The sequence below is a fragment of the Stenomitos rutilans genome, from assembly GCF_059505485.1.
The window spans coordinates 25,685-51,590 of record NZ_JCACKR010000082.1; the positions used below are offsets into that span (position 1 = coordinate 25,685).

Annotated in this window: 23 protein-coding genes; 13 read left to right on the forward strand and 10 right to left on the reverse strand. The window is 51.6% G+C overall.

Features of this window, described 5'->3' with window-relative positions; genetic code table 11:
* Positions 1-83 precede the first annotated feature (83 nt).
* Positions 84-1,166, forward strand: a complete 1,083-nt coding sequence (locus tag AC5JLP_RS14725; protein WP_496068675.1) for a PIN/TRAM domain-containing protein — start codon at positions 84-86, stop codon at positions 1,164-1,166.
* Entirely contained in the window at positions 1,166-1,378 is a 213-nt protein-coding gene (locus AC5JLP_RS14730) for a DUF8622 domain-containing protein (RefSeq protein ID WP_496068676.1), read from the forward strand. Before AC5JLP_RS14725 ends, AC5JLP_RS14730 begins: the two co-directional genes overlap by 1 nt.
* 16 nt (positions 1,379-1,394) lie before the next feature.
* Here the strand turns inward: AC5JLP_RS14730 and AC5JLP_RS14735 are convergent, their stop codons facing one another.
* Positions 1,395-2,633 carry a vWA domain-containing protein gene (locus tag AC5JLP_RS14735; protein WP_496068677.1) on the reverse strand — a complete coding sequence of 413 codons (1,239 nt, stop codon included), beginning with the start codon at positions 2,631-2,633 and terminating at the stop codon, positions 1,395-1,397.
* Between the two features lie 388 nt (positions 2,634-3,021).
* On the opposite strand from AC5JLP_RS14735, the gene AC5JLP_RS14740 reads away from it, so the two are divergent.
* From AC5JLP_RS14740 to AC5JLP_RS14760, 5 genes are all read left to right on the forward strand, one after another.
* On the forward strand, positions 3,022-3,684 hold the full coding sequence (locus tag AC5JLP_RS14740) for an ATP-dependent Clp protease proteolytic subunit (RefSeq protein WP_496068678.1): 663 nt from the start codon (positions 3,022-3,024) through the stop codon (positions 3,682-3,684).
* Between the two features lie 85 nt (positions 3,685-3,769).
* Entirely contained in the window at positions 3,770-4,363 is a 594-nt protein-coding gene (locus tag AC5JLP_RS14745) for an ATP-dependent Clp protease proteolytic subunit (RefSeq protein WP_496068679.1), read from the forward strand.
* A 199-nt stretch (positions 4,364-4,562) separates the two neighbouring features.
* The gene (locus AC5JLP_RS14750; protein WP_496068680.1) at positions 4,563-5,177 is read left to right on the forward strand and encodes a J domain-containing protein; all 615 of its coding nucleotides are present in this window, start codon (positions 4,563-4,565) and stop codon (positions 5,175-5,177) included.
* Between the two features lie 258 nt (positions 5,178-5,435).
* Positions 5,436-5,621 (forward strand): TLTLP motif-containing protein, encoded by a 186-nt coding sequence (locus tag AC5JLP_RS14755; RefSeq protein WP_496068681.1) that lies wholly within the window; start codon positions 5,436-5,438, stop codon positions 5,619-5,621.
* A 137-nt stretch (positions 5,622-5,758) separates the two neighbouring features.
* A complete protein-coding gene (locus AC5JLP_RS14760) occupies positions 5,759-6,403 on the forward strand; it encodes a DUF3318 domain-containing protein (protein ID WP_496068682.1) in 645 nt (214 codons plus the stop codon).
* Between the two features lie 319 nt (positions 6,404-6,722).
* Here the strand turns inward: AC5JLP_RS14760 and guaA are convergent, their stop codons facing one another.
* Positions 6,723-8,336 (reverse strand): glutamine-hydrolyzing GMP synthase, encoded by a 1,614-nt coding sequence (guaA, locus tag AC5JLP_RS14765; protein ID WP_496068683.1) that lies wholly within the window; start codon positions 8,334-8,336, stop codon positions 6,723-6,725.
* A 144-nt stretch (positions 8,337-8,480) separates the two neighbouring features.
* Entirely contained in the window at positions 8,481-9,602 is a 1,122-nt protein-coding gene (cbiD, locus tag AC5JLP_RS14770; RefSeq protein WP_496068684.1) for a cobalt-precorrin-5B (C(1))-methyltransferase CbiD, read from the reverse strand.
* A 296-nt stretch (positions 9,603-9,898) separates the two neighbouring features.
* Between cbiD and AC5JLP_RS14775 the strand changes: the two genes are divergently transcribed.
* The gene (locus AC5JLP_RS14775) at positions 9,899-10,297 is read left to right on the forward strand and encodes an STAS domain-containing protein (protein WP_496068685.1); all 399 of its coding nucleotides are present in this window, start codon (positions 9,899-9,901) and stop codon (positions 10,295-10,297) included.
* A 124-nt stretch (positions 10,298-10,421) separates the two neighbouring features.
* On the opposite strand, the gene AC5JLP_RS14780 is transcribed toward AC5JLP_RS14775, so the two are convergent.
* Positions 10,422-11,144: a Uma2 family endonuclease gene (locus AC5JLP_RS14780; RefSeq protein ID WP_496068686.1), complete on the reverse strand. Its 723-nt coding sequence runs from the start codon at positions 11,142-11,144 to the stop codon at positions 10,422-10,424.
* Positions 11,145-11,272: 128 nt separating this feature from the next.
* Between AC5JLP_RS14780 and AC5JLP_RS14785 the strand changes: the two genes are divergently transcribed.
* From AC5JLP_RS14785 to AC5JLP_RS14795, 3 genes are all read left to right on the forward strand, one after another.
* On the forward strand, positions 11,273-12,067 hold the full coding sequence (locus AC5JLP_RS14785) for a PspA/IM30 family protein (protein ID WP_496068687.1): 795 nt from the start codon (positions 11,273-11,275) through the stop codon (positions 12,065-12,067).
* 193 nt (positions 12,068-12,260) lie between these two features.
* Positions 12,261-12,587, forward strand: coding sequence for a thioredoxin family protein (locus AC5JLP_RS14790; RefSeq protein ID WP_496068688.1), 327 nt, complete (start codon positions 12,261-12,263; stop codon positions 12,585-12,587).
* A 219-nt stretch (positions 12,588-12,806) separates the two neighbouring features.
* Complete coding sequence (locus tag AC5JLP_RS14795; RefSeq protein WP_496068689.1) at positions 12,807-13,979, forward strand: LL-diaminopimelate aminotransferase; 1,173 nt, start codon at positions 12,807-12,809, stop codon at positions 13,977-13,979.
* 590 nt (positions 13,980-14,569) lie between these two features.
* On the opposite strand, the gene AC5JLP_RS14800 is transcribed toward AC5JLP_RS14795, so the two are convergent.
* From AC5JLP_RS14800 to AC5JLP_RS14810, 3 genes are all read right to left on the reverse strand, one after another.
* Complete coding sequence (locus AC5JLP_RS14800) at positions 14,570-15,859, reverse strand: mannosyltransferase family protein (protein WP_496068690.1); 1,290 nt, start codon at positions 15,857-15,859, stop codon at positions 14,570-14,572.
* A gap of 68 nt (positions 15,860-15,927) precedes the next feature.
* Positions 15,928-16,524 (reverse strand): 2OG-Fe(II) oxygenase family protein, encoded by a 597-nt coding sequence (locus AC5JLP_RS14805; RefSeq protein WP_496068691.1) that lies wholly within the window; start codon positions 16,522-16,524, stop codon positions 15,928-15,930.
* A gap of 131 nt (positions 16,525-16,655) precedes the next feature.
* Entirely contained in the window at positions 16,656-17,831 is a 1,176-nt protein-coding gene (locus AC5JLP_RS14810; RefSeq protein WP_496068692.1) for a thiamine phosphate synthase, read from the reverse strand.
* Between the two features lie 824 nt (positions 17,832-18,655).
* Here AC5JLP_RS14810 and AC5JLP_RS14815 point away from each other — a divergent pair.
* Entirely contained in the window at positions 18,656-20,851 is a 2,196-nt protein-coding gene (locus AC5JLP_RS14815; RefSeq protein WP_496068693.1) for a DUF1565 domain-containing protein, read from the forward strand.
* A 40-nt stretch (positions 20,852-20,891) separates the two neighbouring features.
* Here the strand turns inward: AC5JLP_RS14815 and AC5JLP_RS14820 are convergent, their stop codons facing one another.
* The 3 genes from AC5JLP_RS14820 to AC5JLP_RS14830 all read right to left on the reverse strand — a co-directional run bounded on the left by AC5JLP_RS14820 (position 20,892) and on the right by AC5JLP_RS14830 (position 22,961).
* Positions 20,892-21,920 (reverse strand): cysteine hydrolase family protein, encoded by a 1,029-nt coding sequence (locus AC5JLP_RS14820; RefSeq protein ID WP_496068694.1) that lies wholly within the window; start codon positions 21,918-21,920, stop codon positions 20,892-20,894.
* 99 nt (positions 21,921-22,019) lie between these two features.
* Positions 22,020-22,409 (reverse strand): VOC family protein, encoded by a 390-nt coding sequence (locus AC5JLP_RS14825; protein ID WP_496068695.1) that lies wholly within the window; start codon positions 22,407-22,409, stop codon positions 22,020-22,022.
* Positions 22,410-22,433: 24 nt separating this feature from the next.
* A complete protein-coding gene (locus AC5JLP_RS14830; protein WP_496068696.1) occupies positions 22,434-22,961 on the reverse strand; it encodes an opioid growth factor receptor-related protein in 528 nt (175 codons plus the stop codon).
* A 384-nt stretch (positions 22,962-23,345) separates the two neighbouring features.
* On the opposite strand from AC5JLP_RS14830, the gene AC5JLP_RS14835 reads away from it, so the two are divergent.
* Positions 23,346-25,541, forward strand: a complete 2,196-nt coding sequence (locus tag AC5JLP_RS14835) for a GspE/PulE family protein (RefSeq protein ID WP_496068697.1) — start codon at positions 23,346-23,348, stop codon at positions 25,539-25,541.
* Positions 25,542-25,906: the final 365 nt, after the last annotated feature.

A 25,906-nucleotide genomic window follows, 5' to 3' on the forward strand; every position in this document is an offset into this window, starting at 1 on the left:
CCAAATCTCTCGCTGGCTCGACATCCAGATCGGTAGATTCCTTACGCTATGTTTGGAATCAGTTCCCCAACCAACCTGAGCTTATGCTTGACGCCATTATTATTCTTTCATTTATCCTAGCAGGGGCAGGGATCGGGTTTAACGGTATCCAAGAACTGCCCATTAGCGTGCTGCAACAAGTCAGCAATGAAAATGGGCTGCAGTGGGTCACTGCGGGCTTTGGAGCCTTAATTGGTCTGGCAGTTGGCCTCATTGTGCAAACAGCCTATCGCCGCTTTGAGCGGCGCTTTCGTGCGTTGCCAGCCGATGTACTGTTGAGCCGTGCTGTTGGTCTAGTGATTGGGTTGCTCGTGGCAAACCTGATGCTAGCCCCAATTTTTCTGCTTCCCATTCCGCCTGAGTTTTCCTTCTTAAAGCCGCTGACTGCCGTACTCGGTAGTATTCTCTTCTCCTTTTCGGGGATCACGCTGGCTGATACGCATGGTAGAACCCTGCTTAGACTGATCAATCCCAATACAGTCGAAACGACGCTGCTAGCGGAGGGCACGTTAAAACCCGCATCGACGAAAGTACTTGATACAAGCTGCATTATCGATGGACGCATTGAAGAACTTCTCGGCACAGGCTTCTTGGAGGGACAAATTCTTGTCCCTCAGTTTGTGCTGGCAGAGTTACAGCAGGTTGCTGATGCATCAAACGATATCAAACGAGTACGGGGTCGGCGCGGATTGGACATTCTCAACCGCATGAAGGCAGCTTACCCCGATCGCATCATCATCCACTCCGCTGACTATGACGACGTGCCGACCGTCGATGCCAAGCTTGTCCGTCTGGTGCAGGAAATCAACGGCACCCTGCTGACCAATGACTACAACTTGAACAAAGTTGCTACCGTACAGCGCGTGCCTGTCTTGAACGTCAACGATCTGACGCAAGCCGTTCGTCCGTCCTACCTTCCTGGCGACAGCCTGGATTTGAAAATCTTGAAAGAAGGCAAAGAGCCAACTCAAGGAGTGGGTTATCTAGATGACGGCACAATGGTGGTTGTAGAAGAAGGGCGTAGTCACGTAGGCGGTGAGTTGCAGGTAATTGTCACCAGCGCTCTGCAAACCTCAGCCGGACGCATGATCTTTGCCCGACCCAAGACATCCATGCTGGCAACTTAATGAATGCTGGCAACTTAGTAAACCGTCCTATGCCACGATCGCGCCAAAAACCTTGTTCTCTCTGCCAGCAAACAGCCCCCATGCTCTACCGCGTGCGATGCGATGCATCAGGAGAGTGGATTTTCGCCTGTCCAGAATGTTGGGTCAAAATCAGTCAAGATAATCCTCTCTACGTCTATGGTGGCACCTGGAAAGTGAAAAAGCGGGGTTAAGTATGCAGTTGTTTGCCTATTGCAAAGTTGTTTTAGACACAATACGCGTTTTCTTGCGATCGCCCTCCGATAACTCTTCGCCTGCCTGAAGTTTTGTAGCATTGGCTTGCAATACGGTGGCCGCCCCCTGATCACCCATTTGCAAGGCAGTTTTGGCAGCGGTTTGTAGCATCGTTGCCGCACCCGTGCGATCGCCCTGCTGGAGCTTGGTTTCAGCGATCTGCGTTTGGCGATACTTTGCCAGTGCCAGAATATGTTGCTGTACGTCTGCGTTGATCGCAGGCTGGTAGGGCGTGATCACATTCGCAGTCACCGCAATTTTCTCTGATAACAAGCCTTCTTTACTAGAGACCGGGTCGTCGTAGCGCACCAGCACCTGAGCGATCGCCTGCTCCCCGGCGGATAGTGTGCCGATGTACAGATTTGCCAGCACGACTCTGGGTACATCCACCATCAGATCGCCCAACCGCACAAGATAGTGCCCCCCTTCCTGCTGCACGGGCAATTCAATGGTGTCAGGTGCTACTTGCGCGATCGGTTTCATTTCTGCCAGACGCACACTAGGCGCTAAGGTCAGCAGCAAATGGGCGTTAGTCAACCCGACAGATTGAATACGGCTGAACAGGCGATCGAACTCAGCCACCGCTTGCTCTGGATACTGAATAAACGACAGCGTGCCACCCCCTGCATCGGCAATTTTCTCCAGCACATCCTGATTCCAGCCGTCGCTAAAGCCCAGCGTGTTCAGCGTGAGATTGTAATCCGTTGCAAGTTTTGCCAATTTCAAGCAGCGATCGTTATCACCATGCTCATTCTCACCATCTGTCAGTAAGAATGCCTGAGAAACGGTATCTTTCTTGCCCTTTGCCAATTCCTCAATGCCGAGCCGCAACCCTTCATCGATTGCCGTACCGCCTGCCGCCTTTAGTTGATTAATTTGCAGCTTCACACTGGCAGGGTTGTCAATGACCTGATTGGGCACCAGCACCTTAGCCTTATGGTCAAACGCTACCAGCGTAATGCGATCGCCCGGTGAAAGCCGATCCACAATGCGAAGGGCCGCCTGTTTGACGGTATCGAGCGCCCGTCCACCCATCGAGCCACTGTGATCCAGGATCAGGCACAAATTCAGTGCGGCACTGCGGCTCATAGACGCTTGGAGCGCCGCGATCGATACCGAAAGCTGGCGCTGACTGCTCGCTTGAGCTGCATCGACATTCGCATCATTGAGAACAGACTGCAAACTAACTTTCATGGCACGAAGCTCCTGGTACAAGAGGCAAACAGCCTACGCCTATTCATACCCAGCATAGGCGAAAGTGAAAAAGGATTGGGAATAGTTGTTAGGGTTTGGTTGTTAGTGATTAAAAGGCAAAAGAAGTTTTTGGTTGTTAGAAGGAAGCCGATCAGATCACTGATCGCTCTTTAACTCAAAACTTAAACCTTCTACACTGACCGCTGATAGCTGACCGCTCAATCAACTCAAAATTCAAAACTTTTAACTCAAAACTCTCTTTCTTCCCTGCTTCCCTGCTCCCCTGCCCCTCACTCTCCACAGAGTCAACTGTCACGCTAAGATGTAGAAACAGCGCTCATGTTTTAGGCGACACACCCTCAGGCAAAACGTTCTAGGCAACTCCGCTATGACTTCATCCATTCAAGCCGCTCAGTCCCCCTATTACGGCGGCGATTCGTTCTACCGTACTCCACCACCCGACTTACCCTCTTTGCTGCTAAAAGAGCGGATTGTTTACCTGGGAATGCCGTTGGTGCCTGCCGTGACCGAGTTGATTGTGGCAGAACTGCTCTATCTTCAGTATGAAGATCCTGAGAAGCCCATCAAAATCTATATCAACTCTACAGGCACGTCCCGTTACGACGGTGAACCCATTGGGTTTGAAACCGAGGCGTTTGCGATCTGCGATACCATGCGCTACATCAAGCCTCCGGTTCAAACCATTTGTATTGGGTCGGCGATGGGCATGGCAGCCATGTTGCTTTCCGCAGGTACGAAGGGCTTTCGTGTGAGTTTGCCCAACGCCACGATCGTGCTTCATCAAAGCAAGAGTTACGCACGCGGTCAAGCAACCGACATTCAAATTCGTGCCAAAGAGGTTCTAGCCAATAAAGCGACGATGGTTGAAATTCTGTCGCAAAACACCGGACAGTCGATCGAAAAAATTGCGAAGGACATGGATCGACTGCTTTATATGTCTCCTGAACAGGCAAAAGAGTATGGGCTGATCGATCGCGTCCTCGAAAGCGAAAAAGACCTTGCCACTCCTCTACCTGCTGGCATTATCTAAATTAGTTTTGCGCTTTGAGTGAAAAATTAACCAACTCAAAACTCGAAACTCAGCACTCAAAACTTATCTAACAACGGAGCTTCTTATGCCAATTGGTGTTCCCAAGGTTCCCTATCGCATGCCAGGCGAACCGTATACTCAGTGGATTGACATCTACAATCGCCTCTATCGGGAGCGCATTATTTTCTTGGGCAAAGAGGTTGATGACGAAATTGCCAATCAAATCGTAGCGGTGATGCTCTATTTGGATTCTGAAGATCCAGGTAAAGACATCGTGCTCTACATCAATTCGCCTGGTGGCTCCGTCACCGCAGGTATGGCGATTTACGACACGATGCAGCACATCAAGTCTGATGTCGTCACCATTTGTGTGGGTCTGGCGGCTTCAATGGGTTCGTTTTTGTTGGCAGCAGGCGCAAAGGGCAAACGTCTGGCGCTTCCCCACTCGCGCATCATGATTCACCAGCCGTCTGGTGGCACTCGTGGTCAGGCAACGGATATTGAGATCGAAGCGCGCGAAATTATCCGCATTCGACGGCAGCTTAACCAGATCTATGCCGATCGCACTGGGCAAACGCTGACGAAAATTGAAAAGGACATGGATCGTGATTACTTCATGTCCGCAGAAGAAGCGAAAGAGTATGGACTGATTGATCGCGTGATCGAGTCAGCTTCGTAGTCTAGAGCTTCGGCCAAAACACCTAGAAGAAACCCGCTTGGTGCCAGTCGGCAATGAGTTTTGCCGCTATGTTACGAAGGTCATCTAGCGCTGGGTTCCTAAGCGACCTCTCTACGCCTGGGCTTCCTGATGCCCCAACTGATGTCATCTCCTCTCAGTAGTGGCAGAATCGTGAATAATTCTGCCATTTCCCATCTCAATGAACCTTGCAGAGTGTTACCACATTTTAGGGTTGGAGTCTGGTGCCTCGTTTGATGCGATCAAGGCAGCTTATCGGCGGTTGGCAAGGCGCTATCACCCAGATGTAAACCCAGGGAATCAGCAGGCAAAAGACAAGTTTATCGAGCTGACTGAGGCGTATCGGTTTTTGCTCGCAGCGATCGGCAGTACAGGACCGACCACGCAAAATACGAACCAGCGCTCTGGTGAAGCAAAACCTCCAGTAGCCTCAGAGGCATCGGGCGGGACTCGGATTACACGTAAACAGCCCTCAATCCAGTTCACAAATTTATCGCCGTTGGAGCAGCAGCTTAAGGCAAATTCTTATCAGCAGTTACAACAGATGCTGAAAGAACAACGCTTTCCAAGAGCGGTCGCGCTCATTGAAGGGCTAGCGCGGCGTATGCCGCAAGACTCGGAGGTGAAGCAGTGGCAGGCGATCGCTTACCAGCGTTGGGGACGACAGCTCATTCAAGAACGGCAGTTTGACAAAGCAAGAATTTATTTAAAGAAAGCGTTGCGGACTGACCCGCACAACCGCTCTCTTTGGGCAGAAGTGGAGCGAGATTTTCGTTACATGGAGCGGCTTTTTTAGCTCCTGTGTTTTGGAACAACACCAGCGTCGGTTTTGTTGGGTTACGCTACCGCTAACCTAGCCTACGCAGGAGTTAGGGTTTCGAGAGTTTTGTCAGTCAATCAGCTACCCCTCCCATACCATTGCGTTTGGAGTGTTAACGTTGAGTTTGGTTGCTGCAACCTTCTACCCACGGCAGACTCGCTAAGATGATCGTGAGAGGTCGTGCAATCTGCTCATTCGACTCAACAGCAAACGCTCTAGTGCATCAAAACATTTATGGAACCAGGTAGTCAGTCTGTCAGCCCATCTGAGCGATCGACCAACCGGGCCGCAAATATTATCGGGGGTATCATTGCCCTTTTTACCCTGATTGTGCCCTTAGCGGTGATCGCTCACTACTCAAGCGAATCGAGGCCGCTGTCCACATCAGAGTCTGTTAGACCGCCAGCGAGAAGTCGGTAGAGTCACACAATTTTTTTGCGATCGCACTTGCGTGAAGGCAGCAAGATCTTGCAGAATAAACGGAACGGCAAAGGTTTCCTGGGATCGCTATGATCGAAGGAGGCGTCTTTGTAATTCGAGATTTTCTGGGCGGAACCATGACATCATACGCAACCACCTCGGCTAAAGCTGAAATGAGTGAGCTCCGGCGGCTCAGAACCCTACTGCCGCCGGAGCTTCAAAGTTGGGTTTCTGTTGAGGGCACCACTGCCGTGAACCCACCCCTGGTCACCTGCGAAGAAATCGGCAAGGATGAAGTCGAGATTCAAATTGACATGGTGAAGTGGGAACAGTTAGCTACTGACCAGCGCAATTTACTATTCTGGCATGAGGTGGCACGCATCCAAAACGATACGATCCCCAGAGATGGCTGGGAAATGGCTGCCTTGGCGATCGGCTTGGGAGGCGCTGTCGGTGAGCTTTGGGTGCAGGATGGTCTACTGTTACTGTTGGCGTTAGGTCTGTGCGGTGTTTCGGGCTGGCGGCTGTGGCAGAAGAACAGTACCGAGAAGACCATGAAAGAAATGCTGGATGCCGATGAGAAAGCGATCGCCCTTGCAACTCGCTTTGGTTATACGCTGCCCAATGCTTATAAGAGCCTCGGTAGCGCGTTAAAAGTGTTGATTGAGCAATCGCCTAAAAAGCGCCTGCGGTCTAAGTATGAAGCCCGGTTAGATGCACTCAAGAAGAGCGCTGCCAAGGCTAAAGCCAAAATGAAGAGCACTGAAGAGTCCTACTCCTAGCGTTACGCCTGGTTCAAGCGCGATCGCATCATTGGAATAGCATTATTAGGATGACATTAATGGGCAAATCTGCTAAGGTTGCTCACACGCTAAGGGCTGCATCATACGCTAACGACATAATCTAAAGCGCTGATATTTACTCATACACAACCGTAGGATTGCTGAAAACGAGAGTTTAACAACAGAAGTTTTCCACAGAAAGTGAGGCTTTTGTCTGGGTTTTCCACAGACTTTGGCTAGTTTTCCACAGAAGTAGGGGTGTAAAACAGATTGCGCCTCTCTGCTTCTGTGGTTTGTTTGCGCGTTTACTTGTGCTGCTTTATTCCCACTCGATCGTGCCAGGTGGCTTAGAGGTAATATCGTAGACCACGCGGTTAACCCCTCTGACTTCGTTGACAATCCGGTTTGAAATCGTTTCGAGCAGATCGTAAGGAACCCGCGACCAATCGGCGGTCATACCGTCCTCACTAGAGACAAAGCGCAGCACGATCGGGTATGCATAGGTACGCTGGTCGCCCATCACACCCACACTACGAATAGGGAGCAGGACGGCAAAGGCTTGCCACAGTTGGTTATAGAGTCCAGAACGATTGATCTCTTGACGCACAATCAGATCGGCATCGCGCAAAATATCTAGCCGATCTTCCGTCACCTCGCCCAAGATCCGAATCGCTAGACCAGGACCGGGAAACGGCTGACGCTGGACAATCTCTTCGGGCAGACCGATCGAACGACCCACTTTACGCACTTCATCCTTAAAAAGCTTCCGCAACGGCTCAATGAGCTTAAACTGCAAATCTTTGGGCAGTCCACCGACATTGTGATGGCTTTTGATCTTCACGGCGACTCGTTCTCCCGTGTGGGGATCAACGTTGGTGTCAGCCGATTCGATGACATCTGGATACAGAGTTCCTTGTGCAAGATAGTCAAAGGGGCCTAACCGCCGCGACTCTTCTTCAAACACGCGAATAAACTCGTGCCCAATCCGCTTCCGCTTGACTTCAGGATCAGTCACACCCTGGATTTGCGCTAGAAAGCGATCGCGTGCGTTCACGTAGGCAACAGGAATATGAAATTGCTCTCGAAACAATTTAACCAGACGCTCTGGCTCTAGCTTACGCATAAAGCCCTGATCGATAAACATGCAGGTCAGTTGCTCACCGATCGCCCGATAGAGTAAAAAGGCCAGCGTCGATGAATCCACTCCGCCAGAGAGAGCTAGCAGCACTCGCTTGTCGCCCACTCTGGCGCGAATTTCACGAATGGCTTCTTCAACAAACGCATCGGTTGTCCACGTTGGCTCACACTGGCAGATGTGGTAGACAAAATTCCGAATGAGCGCTAGACCGCCGATCGAATGGACGACCTCTGGATGAAACTGCACGCCGTAGAGTTTGCGTTCATGATCTGCAACCGCTGCGCAGGCCGTATTTGCCGTATGCGCCAGGAGTTCAAACCCTTTCGGTAGCTGGGTTACTGAGTCACCATGACTCATCCACATCGTGGTGCCGTCTTCCACATTCGTCAGTAGGTCGGTCGGGTCATCAATCAGCAGTGAGGCTTTGCCATACTCTGCCAGGTCAGAGCGCTCAACGCCGCCGCCGAGCTGTTGCACCATCAACTGCATGCCGTAGCAAACGCCCAGGATGGGTAAGCCTAAGTCCCAAATGGTGCGATCGCAGTGAGGTGCCCCAGTATCGTAAACGGAACTGGGGCCGCCTGAGAGGATGATCCCTTTGGGATTAAGCTGTCTCAATTGTTCTGCAGTCGTCCGATAGGAAAGCACTTCGGAATAAACTTGAGTTTCTCGAATCCGGCGGGCGATCAATTCGGAATACTGAGAGCCAAAATCCAGAATGACAATCATTTGGCGATCAAGCCGATTGTGCTCGATCGAGGCAGTCTGAGAGTGTTGTTCTGTTTGTAGAGTCACCGAGGTGTCCTGGATGCTACGAAGGTGGACGGTGAGAGCAGATGGTTTGCTCTAAAAGGGTTTGGCCCTAACAGTGAGTTTCAAACAGTCAATTGCAAAAACAGAGCAATTTCAAACAGAGATGCGTAAATTTGCGTATTGTAACTAGACTAACAAAACTTGCTCAAGTAAAGCGATACCTGTTTGACTCTTCACCAGAATCTCGCGGGAACGATTAAACAAAACCGTGCCCACATTCACTGATCGTTCGCTATGGGTCTGAATATATGACTGCGATCGAGCGTCGATAGCCTCCACGATCTGGTGATACACTCGCTCCACCCAGGGTTGCCCGGTCTCTGCCTCCAACGTTTTCAAATACTGTAAGGCATCTTCTGCCGTTGCACACGCAAAAAGAGCTTGCAGGGCTGCTGTGGGTAGCCCTGCGATCGCGCCATGAGCCGTCAGCGTTTCGAGCCGACCATCCGCTACATGATAATGCGTATGGAAAATGCCGCTTGCCAGCTTCATGAGCTTGCCATGATAGCCAAACAGCAAAACAGACTCTACTTCCTGCATCCCCGCTTCTACCAGTAATGGTCCTAACCAGTTAGCAGTTTTGACCAGACGAGCGGGATTCACGCCCACCTGACGCGCCAGATCAAGCCCATTCTCGCCAATGCAAAAGACCAGACAGTCGAACCAAGTCGCTTTCTGCCGCAGATTTCCTCGAAATGCCTCAAGCTGGCCGGGTGCGCTCAAGGGGTGTGAAATGCCCGTAGTGCCCAGTAGCGATAACCCTTCGACCACTCCAAACGCTTCGTTGGATGTCCGTTTGGCGAGGGCGCGACCCTCCGGCAAAATCAACGTGACTTGAATGGTCTCATCAGGTTGAAGCCACCGTTGTAAGTTTGCTACCAGCAATCGCCGTGCGTAGGCGTAAATCGCTGCCTGCCCGTCTGCTTGTCGTCCCAGCCCTTCGCCACCGTGCACCACGATCGACTCTGACTGAGTTTTATCACCCCACGCAACCATTGCCCAAAGCGGTGTATGGCGAGTTAGATCCAGGTTGTCGCCAGGATCGCTACGAGTAATGGCTAAGGCTGCACCAGATTGCAAACCCGCTACCTGTTCAACGTCGATCGCTACCGTTTCTGCCGGGTCAAGCAAGTCTACCGTTACAGAGGTGATTGCCTGGGGATGCTGTAACCAACGCAACGCTGCGATCGCGGCGGCACAAGCAAAAACAGGCAGCGTATAGCCAGCGCGAGGCGAATCAAAGGACATGAAAGAGGCTTTAGGGATGATCTTCAGAAAAAAGAGAACAACGAAGTAATTTAAATCACCTCTACAGATGACTTGTGCCACACGCTCTCAGTGATGTACAGCAATGCTTTGGTCGATGAGGAACACAAGCAATCAGTGATCAATCACAGCGTTTAGGGAAACGTCTTCAGTCACTGTGTAGATAGGTGAGTGTATCTTCTTTTTGCTGATACAGCTAGCTGCTGTTACCCCCTAAGGCATCTGGGAGCGCTATGAAAACGACGATCGCTGCGATCGAGCCAAGGAGAGTTCTGCCAATGGTACTTGCATACGCTGATGTTCCGAGACGGCTGAACCTGGTGCCAGATCTGAAGCCCAGTATTCTCGTCCTTCAGCCTAACGGTTCGCTGAACGCATCGAATAGCCATGACTTACAACATGAGCTGGAACAGGCGCTAGAGCAAGCCACTGAGACAGTTCTGGTAGATTTGCTCTGGGTCGAAGCGATCGATGCTTGTGGGATCGCTGCTTTGGTCGCAGGGCTTCAGTATGCGGCTAAGCTAGGCAAGTTCTTGTCCTTTCAGTCGATGAAGGATTGCGATCGCTGCGCCTTAGAGACAACGTGGGCACATCAACAGGAAATGAGTGCTGGTGCCTGGACGCATACCTTTAGCTGTACTTTTGAATCGTTTCTAGACCATTTTTCACATGCTTAAGCCGCGATCTAAACGCCTACCGGACTTACGCGTGAAGTGTTCAGATCCCCGACTTCTGGCGAAAAATTAGCGCTGCCTCGCTTACCGTGCGGTAGAAGTCGGGGATCTTTGCGTAAGTCTTAACCTACTCTAAGAGCCAACCAAACACCGTACCAACGGTAAGCTGCAAGCCAGTAGCGAAGTCTGGCACAGGTAAACGATCGTCTGGTTCGTCGAAGACGGCGACCTGATTAGGGGGAGTGTAAACCAGCACCGATTTTTCCTCTGGATCAATGAGCCAGCCCATTTGCGTGCCGTGTTGAAGGCAGTGCAAGATGTTGCGAGTGACTTTAGTCTGTCTCTGATCTGGGGAAAGAATTTTGATCGTCCAGTCGGGGGCGAGGTGAAAAACATTGGCGACTGTACCATCAGCATCACGCGGGATTCGCTGCCAAATGAATACAGCGACATCAGGTACGGTCAATCGCCCACTAAATGTACAGCGTAATTCTGGAAACGCACGGGCCACTTTCTCAGGTTTGACAACAGCATTGATGGCGTTTACGGATTCACCTTGAATAATGCTGTGCTTACCTTGTGGCATAGGTTTTTGAATAATTTGACCGTTAATATATTCGCTGGCTGTTTTGGTCTCTGGCAGTTGCAGAAACTCTTCTAGCGTTGGGGACTTTGCAGGCGTTTGTACCATCGTGGTGGCTCCAAGTCTCGGAGTGCTTATTGCTATGCTAATCTTCTGGGCTTGACGACGATCGCACCCCTTTAAAAAACCATTGCGATTCCTGCGATTGTGGCTAAGAGTTTCTACACTGGAGTTGAGGCGTTTGCTGGCTACGGGATCGTCAACCATGAAAGCGCCTAAATGATGGACGATTAAGCATCATTGCTTAAGATAGACCTATTGCACTGAGCGATCAACAGGAAACTGTCTCAACCTGCACCGCTAACTTCGTACACTGCTGAAAGGAAAGGAACGTCATGGGATTATTTGACCGTGTTAGCCGGGTCGTAAGAGCCAATCTGAACGATGTCGTCAGCAAGGCAGAAGACCCCGAAAAGATTCTTGAGCAGACTGTCATTGACATGCAGGAAGACCTGGTGCAGTTGCGTCAGGCCGTTGCTAGCGCGATCGCCAGTCAAAAACGCACTCAACAGCAGTACAACCAGGCTCAAACCGAGGCTAACAATTGGCAGCAACGGGCACAGTTGGCATTGCAAAAAGGGGATGAAAACCTGGCACGCGAAGCCTTGTTGCGCAAGAAGACCAATAGTGAAACCGCCGCAACGCTCAAAACGCAGCTTGACCAGCAAGCCACGATGGTAGATACCCTCAAGCGCAACCTGATTGCTCTGGAAGGCAAAATTTCGGAGGCCAAGACCAAGAAAGACATGCTCAAGGCGCGGGCGAGTGCTGCCAAAGCCAATGAGCAACTGCAAAGCACGGTTGGTCGGTTAGGCACCAGTAGCGCGATGGGTGCGTTTGAGCGGATGGAAGATAAAGTCCTGCAAATGGAAGCGCGATCGCAGGCCGCAGCAGAGTTGGCAGGTGCAGACCTGGAAAGCCAGTTTGCCATGCTGGAGTCAGGTAGCGGCGTGGATGATGAACTGGCAGCCATGAAAGCACAACTCCTGGGTGGAACACCACAAACACAGGCGCAGCTTCCTGGCACAGCAGCAGAACCAACAACGGCTAAAGCCCCTTCTACAGAAGCGCATGACCCGGCGGTGGATGATGAACTGGAAGCACTCAAGACCAAGCTCGATCAGCTGTAAGAAGGAAGGCTAAAGGATGAAGGCTAAAGGCTAAGGATGGTGAATTCATGCCTGACTGTGTGAATCAATACTTGGGTCTTGTTGCTCAGTCGTTTTATCCTTTAGCCTTTTTCACACCTCTGTTTGTCGTTGCGTCACAAAACACGTCAGAATACGGAAGTATGAATCCTTGTGACATGGTTGCAAAGCGGGTATGAGTAGCGTCATTACAATTTCGGACCCTGAGTTTGAGACAGAAGTTTTGCAGGCGACTCAACCCGTGCTGGTATACTTTTGGGCTAGTTGGTGCGGTCCTTGTCGGCTGATGACTTCGATCGTGAGCGGGTTGGCAGCAAGTTATGGCGATCGCATCAAAATCGTCAAAATGGAGGTCGATCCCAACCCTACAGCCGTTGCCAAATACAAGATTGAAGGCGTTCCTGCCTTTCGGTTGTTTAAAGCTGGGGAAGTGTTGGAAGCCACAGAAGGCGCGATTAGTAAGCAAAAATTAGAAAGCGTTCTGAATCCGTATTTGGCTTAGATCTGGTAAGCAGCCATCGTTCCGTTGGGTTTGGCTACCAGCGGTCAGCCGTCAGCTTTTTCCAGAGCTAAGCGTCGATCGCCAGGATTACATAGGTTTGACAGTTCCGGGGACTAGAGTTTATAGCTGCGTTGTGGTCACGCGAAAGCGATAAACTGAGAGCCTCTACCCTACACGCTCTGTTGGAAGCTGAACGCTAACAGCTAACGGCCAACCGCTATGCAATTTGCCAAACGTCTAGAACCGCTCCAATCGAATGTGTTTGCTGACATGGATCAGGCCAAGACCAGGGCCAGAGCCGCAGGCCGAACCATTATTGACTTATCGTTGGGATCATCAGACCTACCAGCCCAACCCCACGTGCTGGAAGCGATCGTGCAATCTCTCCCCGATCCCAGCACGCACGGCTATTTGCTGTTTCACGGGACGCAGGCGTTTCGGCAAACAGCAGCCACCTGGTACACCCAAAAGTTTGGCGTTACGGTTGATCCAGAAACTGAGGTGCTGCCCCTGATTGGGTCTCAAGAAGGGACGGCCCATCTGCCGCTAGCCATTCTCAACCCAGGTGATTTTGCGCTACTTCAAGATCCGGGCTATCCCTCTCATGCAAGTGGTGTTCACCTGGCAAGTGGGCAAATTTACCTGATGCCGTTAGAGGCTGAGCGTGGCTTTCTACCTGTATTTGAGGATATTCCCACCCAGGTGTTGGCACAGTCACGCATGATGGTGTTGAGCTATCCTCACAATCCCACAACGGCGATCGCGCCCTTATCGTTTTTCCAAGCAGCCGTAGCCTTCTGTCAGCAGCATGCTCTCGTGCTGGTGCATGATTTCCCCTATCCAGATTTTGTGTTTGACGGTGTGCAGCCGCCTTCTGTCCTGCAAGCAGACCGTGAAAAAACGGTTTCGATCGAGTTTTTCACGATGTCGAAGTCCTACAACATGGGCGGTTTCCGAGTGGGCTACGCGATCGGCAATGCCGCTTTGATTCGCGCTTTGAGGCAGGTCAAATCCGCTGTGGACTTCAATCAGTATCGTGGCATTTTGAACGGAGCGATCGCGGCGCTTACAGGACCGCAAGCAGGGGTCAGCGCAGGAATCGAAATCTTTCGTCAACGTCGGAATGCGTTTGTTAACGCACTTCACGAGATAGGTTGGCAGGTGCCATTGCCCGTTGCCACGATGTACGTCTGGGCGAAACTTCCAGAACCCTGGTCAAAAAACTCCATGCAATTTTGCACCCAATTAGTTGAAGCGACGGGCGTTGCCGCTTCCCCCGGTGCTGGGTTTGGCAAGTCTGGCGAGGGCTATGTACGATTTGCCCTTGTGCATGAACCAACGATCTTGCAAGCAGCAGTGGCTAGAATCGCTGATTTCTTGCGATCGCATTGAGGTTTCAGCAAAGGTGCTTGTTGAAAAATCTCTGATTTTGGTCGGGTTTTAGCGCTCAGTGATTAGCCTTGAGAGAAATGCTGACAGCTACAAATCACAATGTGTTTTCTTCCGCGTCTTTGCTGCCTCAATGATTGGCTCTTGCGGTGTGCACGTAGGTTATTCGACTGAGCTTTATCTAAGCTTGATGCACCGTGATGAGATTACACCGCGACTTTACTGAGTGAATGGCTTCAGGGTTTACACTAGGTCTAAGAAAGTCATTCAAACAGACCGTAAGCTTACTGAAACTCCAGCATTCGGTGTGGTTGCCGATTCGTAGCACGGCTCTGTAGAAGAGTTTTCGTTTATCATGAGAGGCTGAGGGGAGCAGTTTTGCTCCCTTTTTTTTGGTTTTAACAGCATTATGAAATCTATTTAGACCAGGCTACCGATACCAGTTTAAGTGGGGAATGTTGCACATTCTGTAGGGGCACGGTAATGCCGTGCCCCTACGCGGCGATCAATCTTGAGTGATCATGCCTTTAAATCGGTATGAGATTATCGGGTAATTATACGTGGCTCTACGATTGAGTCCCTAGCCACAATCTTTATCCAGCCCATAGGTGTTGTGCAAAGCGAAGTGAGAGGCTGACCAGCAGTACAGCCAAAAAGCTCAAGACTGAGAAGCCCCAACGGGGGTGGCGCGACAGCAACAGGCCAAAAGCGATCGCCAGCGAAACGACTCCGTAGGTATGACGCTCAGCCGAAATCGTTCTGCCTGAACTCAAAATCAAAGCCAAGCTCAGGAATCCGTAAACGACCGCGACGGGTGGCAGTGTCCGGCGAAATCGCCAGAGTAAGTAAACGCTCCCCCAAACCATGACGACATTAATCAGCGGCGAACCAGCTAATAGCCACAGCAGCAGTCCGATCGTGCACGCTCCGTAGTACGTCACTCTTTTGCCTAAACGCGTGTGGAAGCGCCACAATAGCCACCCCAAGCCACAAAGCACTGCGAACGCGATGGGATACAGCGGATCAGCAATCTTGCCTTGATTCCAGGTTGCGGGGCCGAGGGTAATTTGTACGAACGACTTCAGCCAGCCTTCACCATAAATGAGTCCGAGGGGGTGCCATGCTTTTTGTACCTTCAAAAACGCCAGGGGATCGTGAAACTGCACCCAACAAAAGAGGCTAAAGAGCAGCACGCCTCCTGTAGACGCGATCGCGGCAAGATACGCAGACCACGAGCGCCGCTCTTTCCAGGCGACCAGCAAAAAGGCTGGTGCGAGGGTCAATCCAGGCAAACGAGTGCCACTGGCTAAGCAACCCCAAAACGCTGCCCAAGCATGCCGACGACGATCGAATGCCCGCAAGGCTGCCGTACTGCAAAGTAAAAACAAGCCTTCTGTATACAGCACAGTGCCAAAGAGTGAAAACGGGCACCAGGCTAGAGCTGCAACTGACCATCGCGCCACTTTCTGACCATAGCGATCGTCTACCCAACCCGCCAAAACCATTAGTGCCCCCAAAAAAGCAGCATTGTTGATCAGCACTCCTGCTAAGTCTGGTGGCAAGCCTAGCCTCATACCTGCTTTAATCAGCAGCGGCAGCATGGGAAAAAAGGCGACATTATGGCCGATGCCATCCGCTGCGTACTCGTAGCCTCTAGTGGCAATGCCGAGGTAATGAACGCTGTCCCATCCGGCTAGAACGTGCCAATCGCCGATCGCCAGTCGCGTACTGCCAGACGAGGCGAGCGGCGCAATGAACATCATGCTGACGAGAATCACGAGGCGGCTCAACAGTCCCATCGTCAGGGCAAATGCCCAGAGAGGTAATGAAAGCCAAATGTTTGGACTGTTGATGTCGGCTGGTGGAAACTTTGTTTCTTGCATAGCTCAGTGTCTTCATTCCACCGATCGCTTGAGTGACTCAGTGCTTTTAACCTTAATCTGGAAAGGCATTAGAAGACGTAGTTAAAACTAATACTTATTCTGTCTTCATCGCTTAAATTGGGTTCTACGCCATGCTTTAACCAGCTTGGAAAAATGAGCAATAATCCTTCTTCTGCCGCATGGGCAACCGCGTCTGCTGTATAGGCCGTAAAGTTTGACACGAGAGGTTTATAGAATGCTTTGGCACTACGCGGATCGTAGAACATCAAGTTGCCGGAATCTTTTGGCATTTTCACATAATAAACGCCGCTAAACAGGCAATTGGCATGGTCGTGAATCTTATTACTGGCATATTTGGAATTTACGTTTGCCCAACAATTAGCGGGTTTAATAAGAATATCGCCATAGCCAACGGCTTGAGCGACTTCTAAAACGGCTGCATCTATTAACGCCTTAAACGGTTGGAGTTCTTCTAATTCAAATAAGTTGCTTTTGCTATGCCAGCCCAGAACGTTTGAAGCTGCATAGCCTCGATCGAGTTGCTTGAGCTGATAAATGGTGTTTAAAAGCTGTTGGTTTAGCTGAGCATAGTCTTTTAGCTGAAAGGCAAACAGTGCAGTTGGGAACAGGTGGTGAAGATTCTTTGTCCATTGTGGTTTATGCATGAGATCACCTGTACTTTTGGAGGAAGAGCCAATGGCTTTAGCGGTAGAGAAAATTCATGCGCAGTTGGGGCAAATTTGAGTATTCACCGATTGCCTTATGATCCGGAGCGTTACGAGCGGGCTTCCTTAATTCAAGCCTCCTGAGCAAGTTGAGACAGAAAAAATTGCGTTGTTTGGGTTGGGTGTTCAGCGTGCATAATGGCGCGGACGATCGCCACACGTTTGACCTTAGCTGCCAAGACGTCCGACAAATTGTTTGTGTCGATGCCCCCGATCGCAAACCAGGGAATGGTCGCATGGGTAGCTGCATAGCGCACGTAGTCGAAACCTGCGGCGGGTCTTCCGGCTTTTGTAGGTGTTTCGTAAACAGGCCCCACGCCGATGTAATCAGCCCCTTCCTGAATGGCGCGATGAAGGTCATCGGGACAATGTGTAGAGCGTCCAATGAGGCGCTGGGAGCCAAGCAACTGTCGTGCCAGCGCGATCGGAATATCCTGTTGCCCCAGATGCACGCCATCAGCACCTACCGCGATCGCCAGATCAACGCGATCGTTCACAATAAACAACGCACCGTAGCGATGACAGAGATGGCAAAGCTTCTCGGCATTCCGTAAACGCACGTCATCATCCGCCGTTTTGTCCCGATACTGCACCAGGGTTAATCCGCCCTTGAGCGCTGCTTCCACTGTGGTAAAAAAATTCTCGGTTGGAGACGTGACGAGGTACAGTCGCGATCGATCGAGTTGCTGTTGCCGTGTGTACGCCGTCAGTTTGCTTTCTAACGTATACACTCGGTAGCGCATTTGCTTACATGCCTCTCCCATTGCGGGGCTATGAACTTTCCCATACTCCTCTAAAACGCGCAATGCCTCCTGGACACGACATAAATTGGCTTGCAGCACATCCTGAACACTTGATCGCTCTGCCTCGCTGGGATGGGTCAACGCCGTTCCCGCATCCCCTGGTGTATCTCTCGCTGCACGCAGATCAGGGGTATGCCAGTGCGCCAATTCCTGCCGCAAATGCTTGCACTCATCCGTCAGCGCAACATCATCCAAGCCAAAACGACACCACTCTTCGATCGTTCTCAACCCTTCACGAGCACGGTCTAAGTTGGCATCTAAGATGCGGCAAAGTGCAAGCTGCACAAACCGAGCCTGACTGTCTGTATTGCCCATAGAAGTCTCGATCGATAACTGTCTCCAGGCTATCGGGTTATGAGCAGGGATGCCAGAGGGAAGAGGGGTAAGGAGTGTCGCTTGCTTCCATTGTGCGGTGAGGGGAGAAGCCTTGGGTTGCTTTACCAAAGCATCTCGAAGGTGCCTTCTGGTTCCCAAGTGGGAGCCTGGTAGCGAGCAGATTTCAGAGTTCCACCAGGTTTAACCCAACTGATCTATAGGGTCTTGGCGGTCAAGCAGCATTTTAAGACTGTCGCAGGCTCAGGAATGCAGTTTCTAATCTTCAGTCGTGAGGCTTGGAGACTCGTAAATGAGTATCACGGACCTCATTCATGAATCGCAAAGACTCATTCACCAGTCTCCAGACCTCATTCACGAGCATCGCATCGACTTTAATGAGTCTCCAGACCTCATTCACGAGCATTGTAGGACTCATTTACGAGCCTCTAGAACTCATTAATGAGTATCCCCACCTCATTAATCAGTCTTGACAGGCTCATTCATGAGCATCCCCACCTCACTTCTCAGTCTTAACAGGCTCATCAATGAGTATTGAAGACTGATTAAAGAGAATCAGGAGTGCGTGAATGAAGCTAGCGGCTTTTTCCTTGACGCTTCTTACTCTTTGTCTTCTAAGCAGCTCTAAATCATTCATGAGCAGCATGTGATGGTTTAAGCTTTCAGCTTCTAGTGATCAGCCTAGTCTAGAAAGCTGAAAGCTAGTCTGAAGCAACTTTCACAAATCAAAGAGAAGCGCCATACCTTCTTCTCATTGCTGCACAAAATTATGTGTTTCAAACACAAAAGGATCGAGTAAAGTTGACCAGAGTTCAGCGCACGTTCCCTTCAAGTTCAATTGCCGTCAGGCTTTGAGCTGGTTTTTAGTTGCTTTGAACCACTATCTGGTGGATCACGTTGCGGCTTCTGCACGTTGATCCTCAATCGCTCCTCTCATGACTGCTCTTACAATGCCTTACTTCGTCACCAAGCCCTGGCCCAAGCGGCACTGTTCATCCGTTTGTCTTTTAATTGTTGCTGGCTGTGCAACGCTGACGTTGCTCGATCGAAGCCAAACTTCAGCCATTGCTCAAGCGGTTTCTGCTGCTGACTTTGCAGCCCCTAACCTTGCTGCGGCACCCACCAGCAGCGTTGCTCAAACCGTTCTGCTGGTCGATCCAGTGGCGGGCAATGATGCCACAGCAGATGGGAGCGATCGTGCCCCGTTTAAGACCGTGACGCAGGCATTGCAGGTGGCTCAAGCGGGTACAGTCATTCTCTTGTCGCCAGGAACCTACAGCCAGGAGACAGGCGAACGGTTTCCGCTGCGCCTCAAGCCAGAGGTAACGGTGCAGGGCAATACCGAAACACGAGGCCAGGGCATTGTGATTCAGGGCAGTGGCTTTATTCTAAGTCCTGCGTTTGCGCGGCAGAAAGTGGCGATCGTGGGAGCCGATCGGGCCATTTTGGCTGGGGTGACGGTCAAAAATCCTGATCCGCAGGGCTACGGTGTGTGGATTGAGTCCACCAGTCCTGCCATTGTAGATAGCACCTTTACGGAAAGCGGGCACGATGGCATCTCGGTCATGGGCAATGGTTCGCCGCTGATTCGCAACAATTATTTTTACCAGAACGGCGCGAATGGCATCACGATCTATGGCACGTCGCAGTCAGAGGTGCGGGAGAATATCTTTGAACAAACTGGGTTTGCCATCAACATTAACCAGAAGGCCACCCCCCTGCTGGTAGGCAATCGCATTACCCAAAATAAAGATGGGATTGTGGTGCAGGCAAGCGCGCAGCCCGTGTTGCAAGGCAATTCGGTAGAGGGGAATCAGCGGGATGGCCTGGTGGCGATCGCCCAGGCACGCCCTAATTTGGGCACTGCTGCCGCTCCGGGGGCTAACTCCTTTCGCAACAATGGTCAGTTTGATGTCAACGTGAAAGGGGCAAGCCAGCAAATTCCAGCATTTGGAAATGATGTGGACAAAATCAGCGGCAGCCTGGATTTAGCAGGCACTAGCCTGGGAGCGGTGTCACCCGGTGCTGCCACACCGTGGGCTGCTACAGGTTCGTCTTCTGGCAGCAGTCGGTTAGTGGCGCTCTCGGCTGGGGTGCCATCGCCCGCGAGTGCCGACAAATCCACCTCTGGAAGTAAGGCTCCGGTTCGCGCCCAGAAGTCAGCAACATCTGCGAGCGCCGCAAGTCAAACGATTCCCTTTGGGCAACGCTTAGAAGGCGATCGCCCGGTGAATGGTAGTGCTCCAGTAGCCCTCCAACCAATGCAACAATCCTCTGAAGGGGTCGATCGTGCGTCACCAGGCAACGACATCTCAGCATCAACCTTTCCAGTGCCAGCGACTCAACCATTGATGTCGTCAACCCGCCCAGGCGTACCTGTGGTGGCGGTTGCGGCACCAGCCAGTGCCCTGACAGATCCTGGCTTTCCAGTACCAACCGCGTTGTCTGGTGTCTCGCCGAAGCCTTTATCCCGCCCTGTCCAGATTGTGAGGGTTGCGGTTGCACCACCAACGTCTGCGCCACAAGCAGCACAGCCATCAGCGCCATCATTCAGCGCCACGTTGCCTCCAGCCGTAGTGACACCACGTTTAAGCAGGCCGATCGCTCGTCTACCCGTAGCCTTGAACCGTGGCTCCACTGCCAACCTCACGGCGAATCTTAATCAGCCTGCTCCACTGCCAGCCCAAGTGCCCCTTTCTGTGAAACGCTCAGGTGCGGTGGAAATTCCAGTGCCTGAACCAGAAAGGCGATCAGCTCCTCGACCCGTTGTGGCGATGACGACCGTGACCAGTACTCAAGCGGCATCATTTCGGCCTGTGCCATTAACGAATGCAGGGTTGCTGCCTGTGCCCGACCCGAATGCCCCAATCGGTAATGTGGGTGGCGCTTCAATGGTCTATCGATCGGGTAGTGCGAGTGCAGCGGTGAAGTTGCCCTACCGGGTGGTAGTCGATGCGGATGATCGCCAGCAAACACAGCTACGGGCCGCGTTTCCCAATGCCTTTCGGACATCGATTAAGGGTCGATCGCTCATTCAAGTGGGTGCGTTTGGCGATCGTGCAAAAGCTGACCAGTTGATGCAGACGTTGAGCAGCCAGGGGATTCAAGCGAGGATGGAGATGGCGGAGTAGGGTGGGGGGAATGGGGAATGGGATTGGGGAGTAGGAAAAATTAGGCGATCGTCAGGGTGTTGGTTGACTGAATCAGGTGCATTCCAGCATGGGCAAAGCGTTGAAAGGTTGCGTCTGCCTGGTCGGTGAAGTCTACAATGTCGGGGACAACGACGGGAGAGGTGCAGTCCTCTAAGAGGTAGACTTTCTTGGCTAGAGCGGGATCGTGCGCCTGGATCTCGGTTAGCAGGTCGTCGATCGTCCACGCAACACAATGGCTCTTGGCCTGCCCTGCGATGACGACAGCATCAAAGTCCAGCAGTGTTTGGATGAGAGAGGTGTTCTTTTGAGCGATCGCGCCACCATCGGCACCGTCCATGACTTCGGGACGCAGCACGGAGTAGTTTTCGGTGAGGGGATTGCTGCCTTTCAGTTCAAAGTGGGTTTGGCTGCTGCGGGCAATGTTGTGGAAAAAGCAGGCTTCCTCCACCGCAGACACCAGTGCATGACCGATACCGCCCAGCATGGAGTGATAGGGCCAAACGGTGAGAGGATATTTGCCGTTGTCAGTGAGGCGCTTGGTGTAGTGGAGGGCAAAGGCTTGAAGCGTAGCAACGTTGTGGTGGGCAAGGCTGTACGCGATCGCGGGATTCACCGTCCACTTACCGTCTTTCACCTCATCAAACGCAATCATCGTCATCGGTGCTGGGTTCTTCCCGGCCTCATCGACCCAAAAGATGGGATGGAAGATTTGGGTTGCACTGTGCGTATCCATTGTGGGCACGATCGCCGTCAGCACGCCCAGGTTGTGGTAGATAAATTCGCACAGTCGCACGTTGTCTTCAACCGCACCCATGCCTGATCGCCCACCCACAAACAGTTCAAAGTCGGGAATGCAAAAGGTGTTTTGAGCATCGATAATCAACAAGCAAATACGGGTTTTGTCCATTGCTGCTGGTTGTAACTGGTGTTGCGTGGCCCAGTCGATCGCCTGAGCCGCTCGATCGCCATAGGGCACCCGCCACACTTCACCCACACGGGCTGGATCAAAAAAGGTGGGAATCGGAAGCTGAGTCGTTTGTATAGTCATGGGCTAACTCCCTTAAACGTTGGAATGTCTTGAATGCTGGAACGTCTTGAAGTTGAAACGCGCACTGGCAAGGTCTCTTGCGTCAAAAAATTATTCTGTCTACTCAGGCTCATCACTCATTGAATTGTGCGCTTCAATCAACTCAACCCGATGTCCATCTGGATCAGACACCACAGCCCGTAAGCCCCATTCACTCTTCTGTATAGGCATTACGATTGCGCCATCCACTGCCTTTATTCGTGCCATCGTCGTGACTAAAGAGTTGACCCGAAAGCCGAGGCGGACTCCGATCGTAGGCTCTGAATTGCCTTGTGGATAGATCTCTAGCACAACTGTACCGAGAGTCGCGGTTAGGTGTTCTGGCCCAAAGCCATGCTGCTCACGAACCAGGGATAATCCCAATGCGGTGTAGAAACGGAGCGATCGTTCTAAAGCAGCGGCGCGAATCACCACTAAATTCATCACGATCTCTGGAATCAAACGTTCCATATCACTGAACGCTTCTGTAAAGGACTATAGCGCTTTGCTGACGGCATCTTTCCAGAACGCATAGCTACGAGGATCGATGGTATCAGGCTCCGCTTGATAGAGTTGGGTTAAACATTGAAAAAATGCTTTTGCGTAAGCGTCTAACCCCAGTAGCCGTAGACTGGTCAACATTCTGGTGATGCGAAGATGGTTGTGATTACCCCAATGCAACCAATCGTCTCGCCTTTCTGAAAAGGTGTCAGCCACTGTAATGCTGCTTGCAGCCATGTTATCAGGGCATTGCAAGCCGTAGAACTGCAACATACGTTTGAACGAGGTTAACAAGCGAGTTTTGAGGGTGTCGCTGGCGTTAAACATTTGTCTGTCAACCGCTGTTAGCACGGGCGCGTTTGGATTAAAGCGGCTCTTTTCAACGAGCGGAAAGAGCCATTGAATATAGTCATGCTCTTCTTCAAGCCGCACATTATCCCATGCCCAAATGCTCTCAAGGGTGCGTCCTTCTGTATCAGGACGTTGCCCTAAGTAAAAGTCTACAAGCTGTGAGTTGGTCATGATGCTTGGTGGTCGTTCTGCAACGAGTCTAACAACACGCCAGGGCGTGTCATCAATTAGCTCCAAAACCTTGCGGTATCAGCATGATCGCGCCCGCTCTAACACACAGCTAGGGGCTGAAACCATTGATGCAAGTACTGTGTATCGTCATTGATGACAGCCCCTAGAGTTCTTCAAGATCCCAGAATTTGGTTTCATGATGGTTCGATTGGAGCGATCGCTACACAGTGGTGAGCGGAAATAGATAAAATTCACAACATTACTGGGTTTTAATGTCGGTTTGCTATTCTCAAGCTTGTAAGTTGAATGGCTTGAAGCCTCTAATGTGCAGGCGATCGCGATCGACTACAACGGGTCACCTGGATCTATCTCTCGTTTGGTGCAATGCTCCGATTTCTGCGGCTAATCGCGCTTACCAGCACTGTGATACCGATCGTGTTGCCTGCGATCGTGCTTCAGGCATTGGCACAGCCTCAGGCGTCGGCACAAAACATCGGGGATTATGATTCTCCGTGCTACTTGCGCATTGAAGGACAGAGTACACAGGATGTCGCACGATTGTGTGGTAAAAAACCGCCTCAAACAGGTACGACAAGCTCTCCAGTAAAGCCTGCTGTGCGCCCAGCCCCATCTCTGCCTGTGGCGGTTGATCCCGATGACGCTGCGGATGAAGATGAGCCAGTGACTAAGCCGACTCCGCGATCGTCTGCCCCGACGCCGTTGCCTGTACCTACTGTGCCAGTCGCTCAGCCCCCTGCTGGCAAACCTCCTGCAAACCAGCGACCAACGTTACCCTCTGGACGGCTTGTTCCTGACCAAACGCCCGCAAGTGAAGATGTTTTGCCAGTGCCTCGCCCACCTGCAACCCGTCAGCCTCAGCGATCGCCACGCAGGAAAATTGCCTCTAAGCTGAAACCACCCTCGCTGTCTCAGCCTCTGCCCCTACCGTTGCCGCGATCGCTGCCACAAGAGCGGACTACTCCTCGCTTTGCACCTCAGCCGCGTCCATCACGCCCAGCCACCCCTGCACCGCAGTTTCCCTCAGTCGAGAGCTACAAGGCACAAGCCCAGATAGCAAGCCACCCTGCTTCACCATTCGATGCCCTGCTTCAGGAGTTGCTGCATCAAAAATATCTGTATCTGTTTTGGGTGCTGGTTCTCCAGGTGCCCTTGCTCAAAGTGGCGATCGACCGCCGATCACGGCCCAAAGCACCAGCACGCGTGCAGGCAGTGCGTCAGCGGCAACCTCGGCTTTACAAACAAGCTGTCGCCAGAGTGGAACAGCTTGAGCGCGTGACGGATGCCGGAATAGAGGCGATCGTGCCCTCTGCCGAAACACCTCCATCAGAAACCTATACCAGGGCAGCAGACTTTGATCTATCGCAAGCCGACAACCAGATTGCCCAAATCAAAGCCATTCTTGCCAGTGCCGTCCGCAACCGGGTGAGCGACATTCACCTGGAACCAACAACAGAGGGCTTGCGGGTGCGCTATCGGATTGATGGCATTTTGCGCGATGTGACGATGTTGCCGTTAGCGGTGAGTCGGCGAACGATCGTCGCACTGAAAGTCATGGCAGACATGGACATTTCGGAAAGCCGACGACCGCAAGATGCCCGCATTAGCGAACAGTACACCTCAACCGCTGCAACAAACCTGGATCTGGATTTGCGGGTGAGTACGCTGCCTTGCATCGGTGGTGAAAAAGCCGTGATTCGCCTGTTACCTCGACAAAATCCGTTCTCGAACATGGATGATTTGGGGTTTACCGAAAAAGCGCTAGCGCTCTATCAAAGCTGGCTTCAGCAACCGCAAGGCATGATCATTTTTACGGGGCCAACAGGATCTGGGAAGACCAGTACGCTTTACACTAGCCTGCAAGCGATCGCAACCGAGCACGTTAACGTCGTTACGGTTGAAGATCCAGTGGAATATATCTTGCCCAGCATCACGCAAACGCAAGTGAATGAGGTGGCTGGTATGACCTTTGCGGCTGGACTGCGAGCCATTCTGCGACAAGACCCCGACATTATTATGGTGGGTGAAATCCGCGATGGCGAAACCGCAGAAACGGCAGTAAGAGCCGCCTTGACGGGACATTTAGTCCTTACAACCCTGCACACAAACGATGCGGTGGGTGCCATTCCACGTCTGAGAGATGTTGGCCCTGATCCCGGTTTAATCAGTGATGCGCTACTGGGAGTCGTTGCCCAGCGCCTAGTGCGTCGCCTTTGCCCTCACTGCGCCGAACCCTACACGCCGACTGAAAGCGATTTAGGAATCTTGGGTATCAGTCTAGCAGAAGCAAATCCCCATGCTTGGCGGCACGGACGCGGGTGTTCGCATTGCTTTGGGTCTGGCTATGCGGGACGGGAAGCCATTATTGAACTGCTGCATGTGGATGCAACGGTGCGCCAATTAATCTATGACGGCTCGTTAAGTGCGTTGATGGACTATCTCAACCAGCGTGGGTTTGATTCCTTCCGCAAAGCCGCGATCGCCAAAGTGACAACCGGGATCACGACGATCGCCGAAATTCGTCGCGTTTTACCCGCCAGCAAATTAGCGATCGACTCCTAAACGTGCCGATCAAAGCAATGCATTAAAAAAAGATTTTTGCAACCACCATTACGGCTAATTCAACGTTTCTTTAAAGAGCCCAGGTTTAGCATTTAAGTTCTTTAAAGTTTGGAATTTGTTATCACCTGAACTTTATTGCATAGCGCTTACGAATATGATGTTTTGAATGCTCTTTAACATACTGAATTGTTGGTTAAATGCTGGTTCTTTTGCAACCAGACTGTTTGCTGTATAGACAAAGCAGCTCTGTTACCTCAATGCTGTATCGCGGTGTCTTCTTCCTCAATGGCTCATTTGAATCGAAAAAGCGGCTGATTCAACATGCATTCAATATCTCTTTTTTGATTAGAATTTGCTGAGAAAAG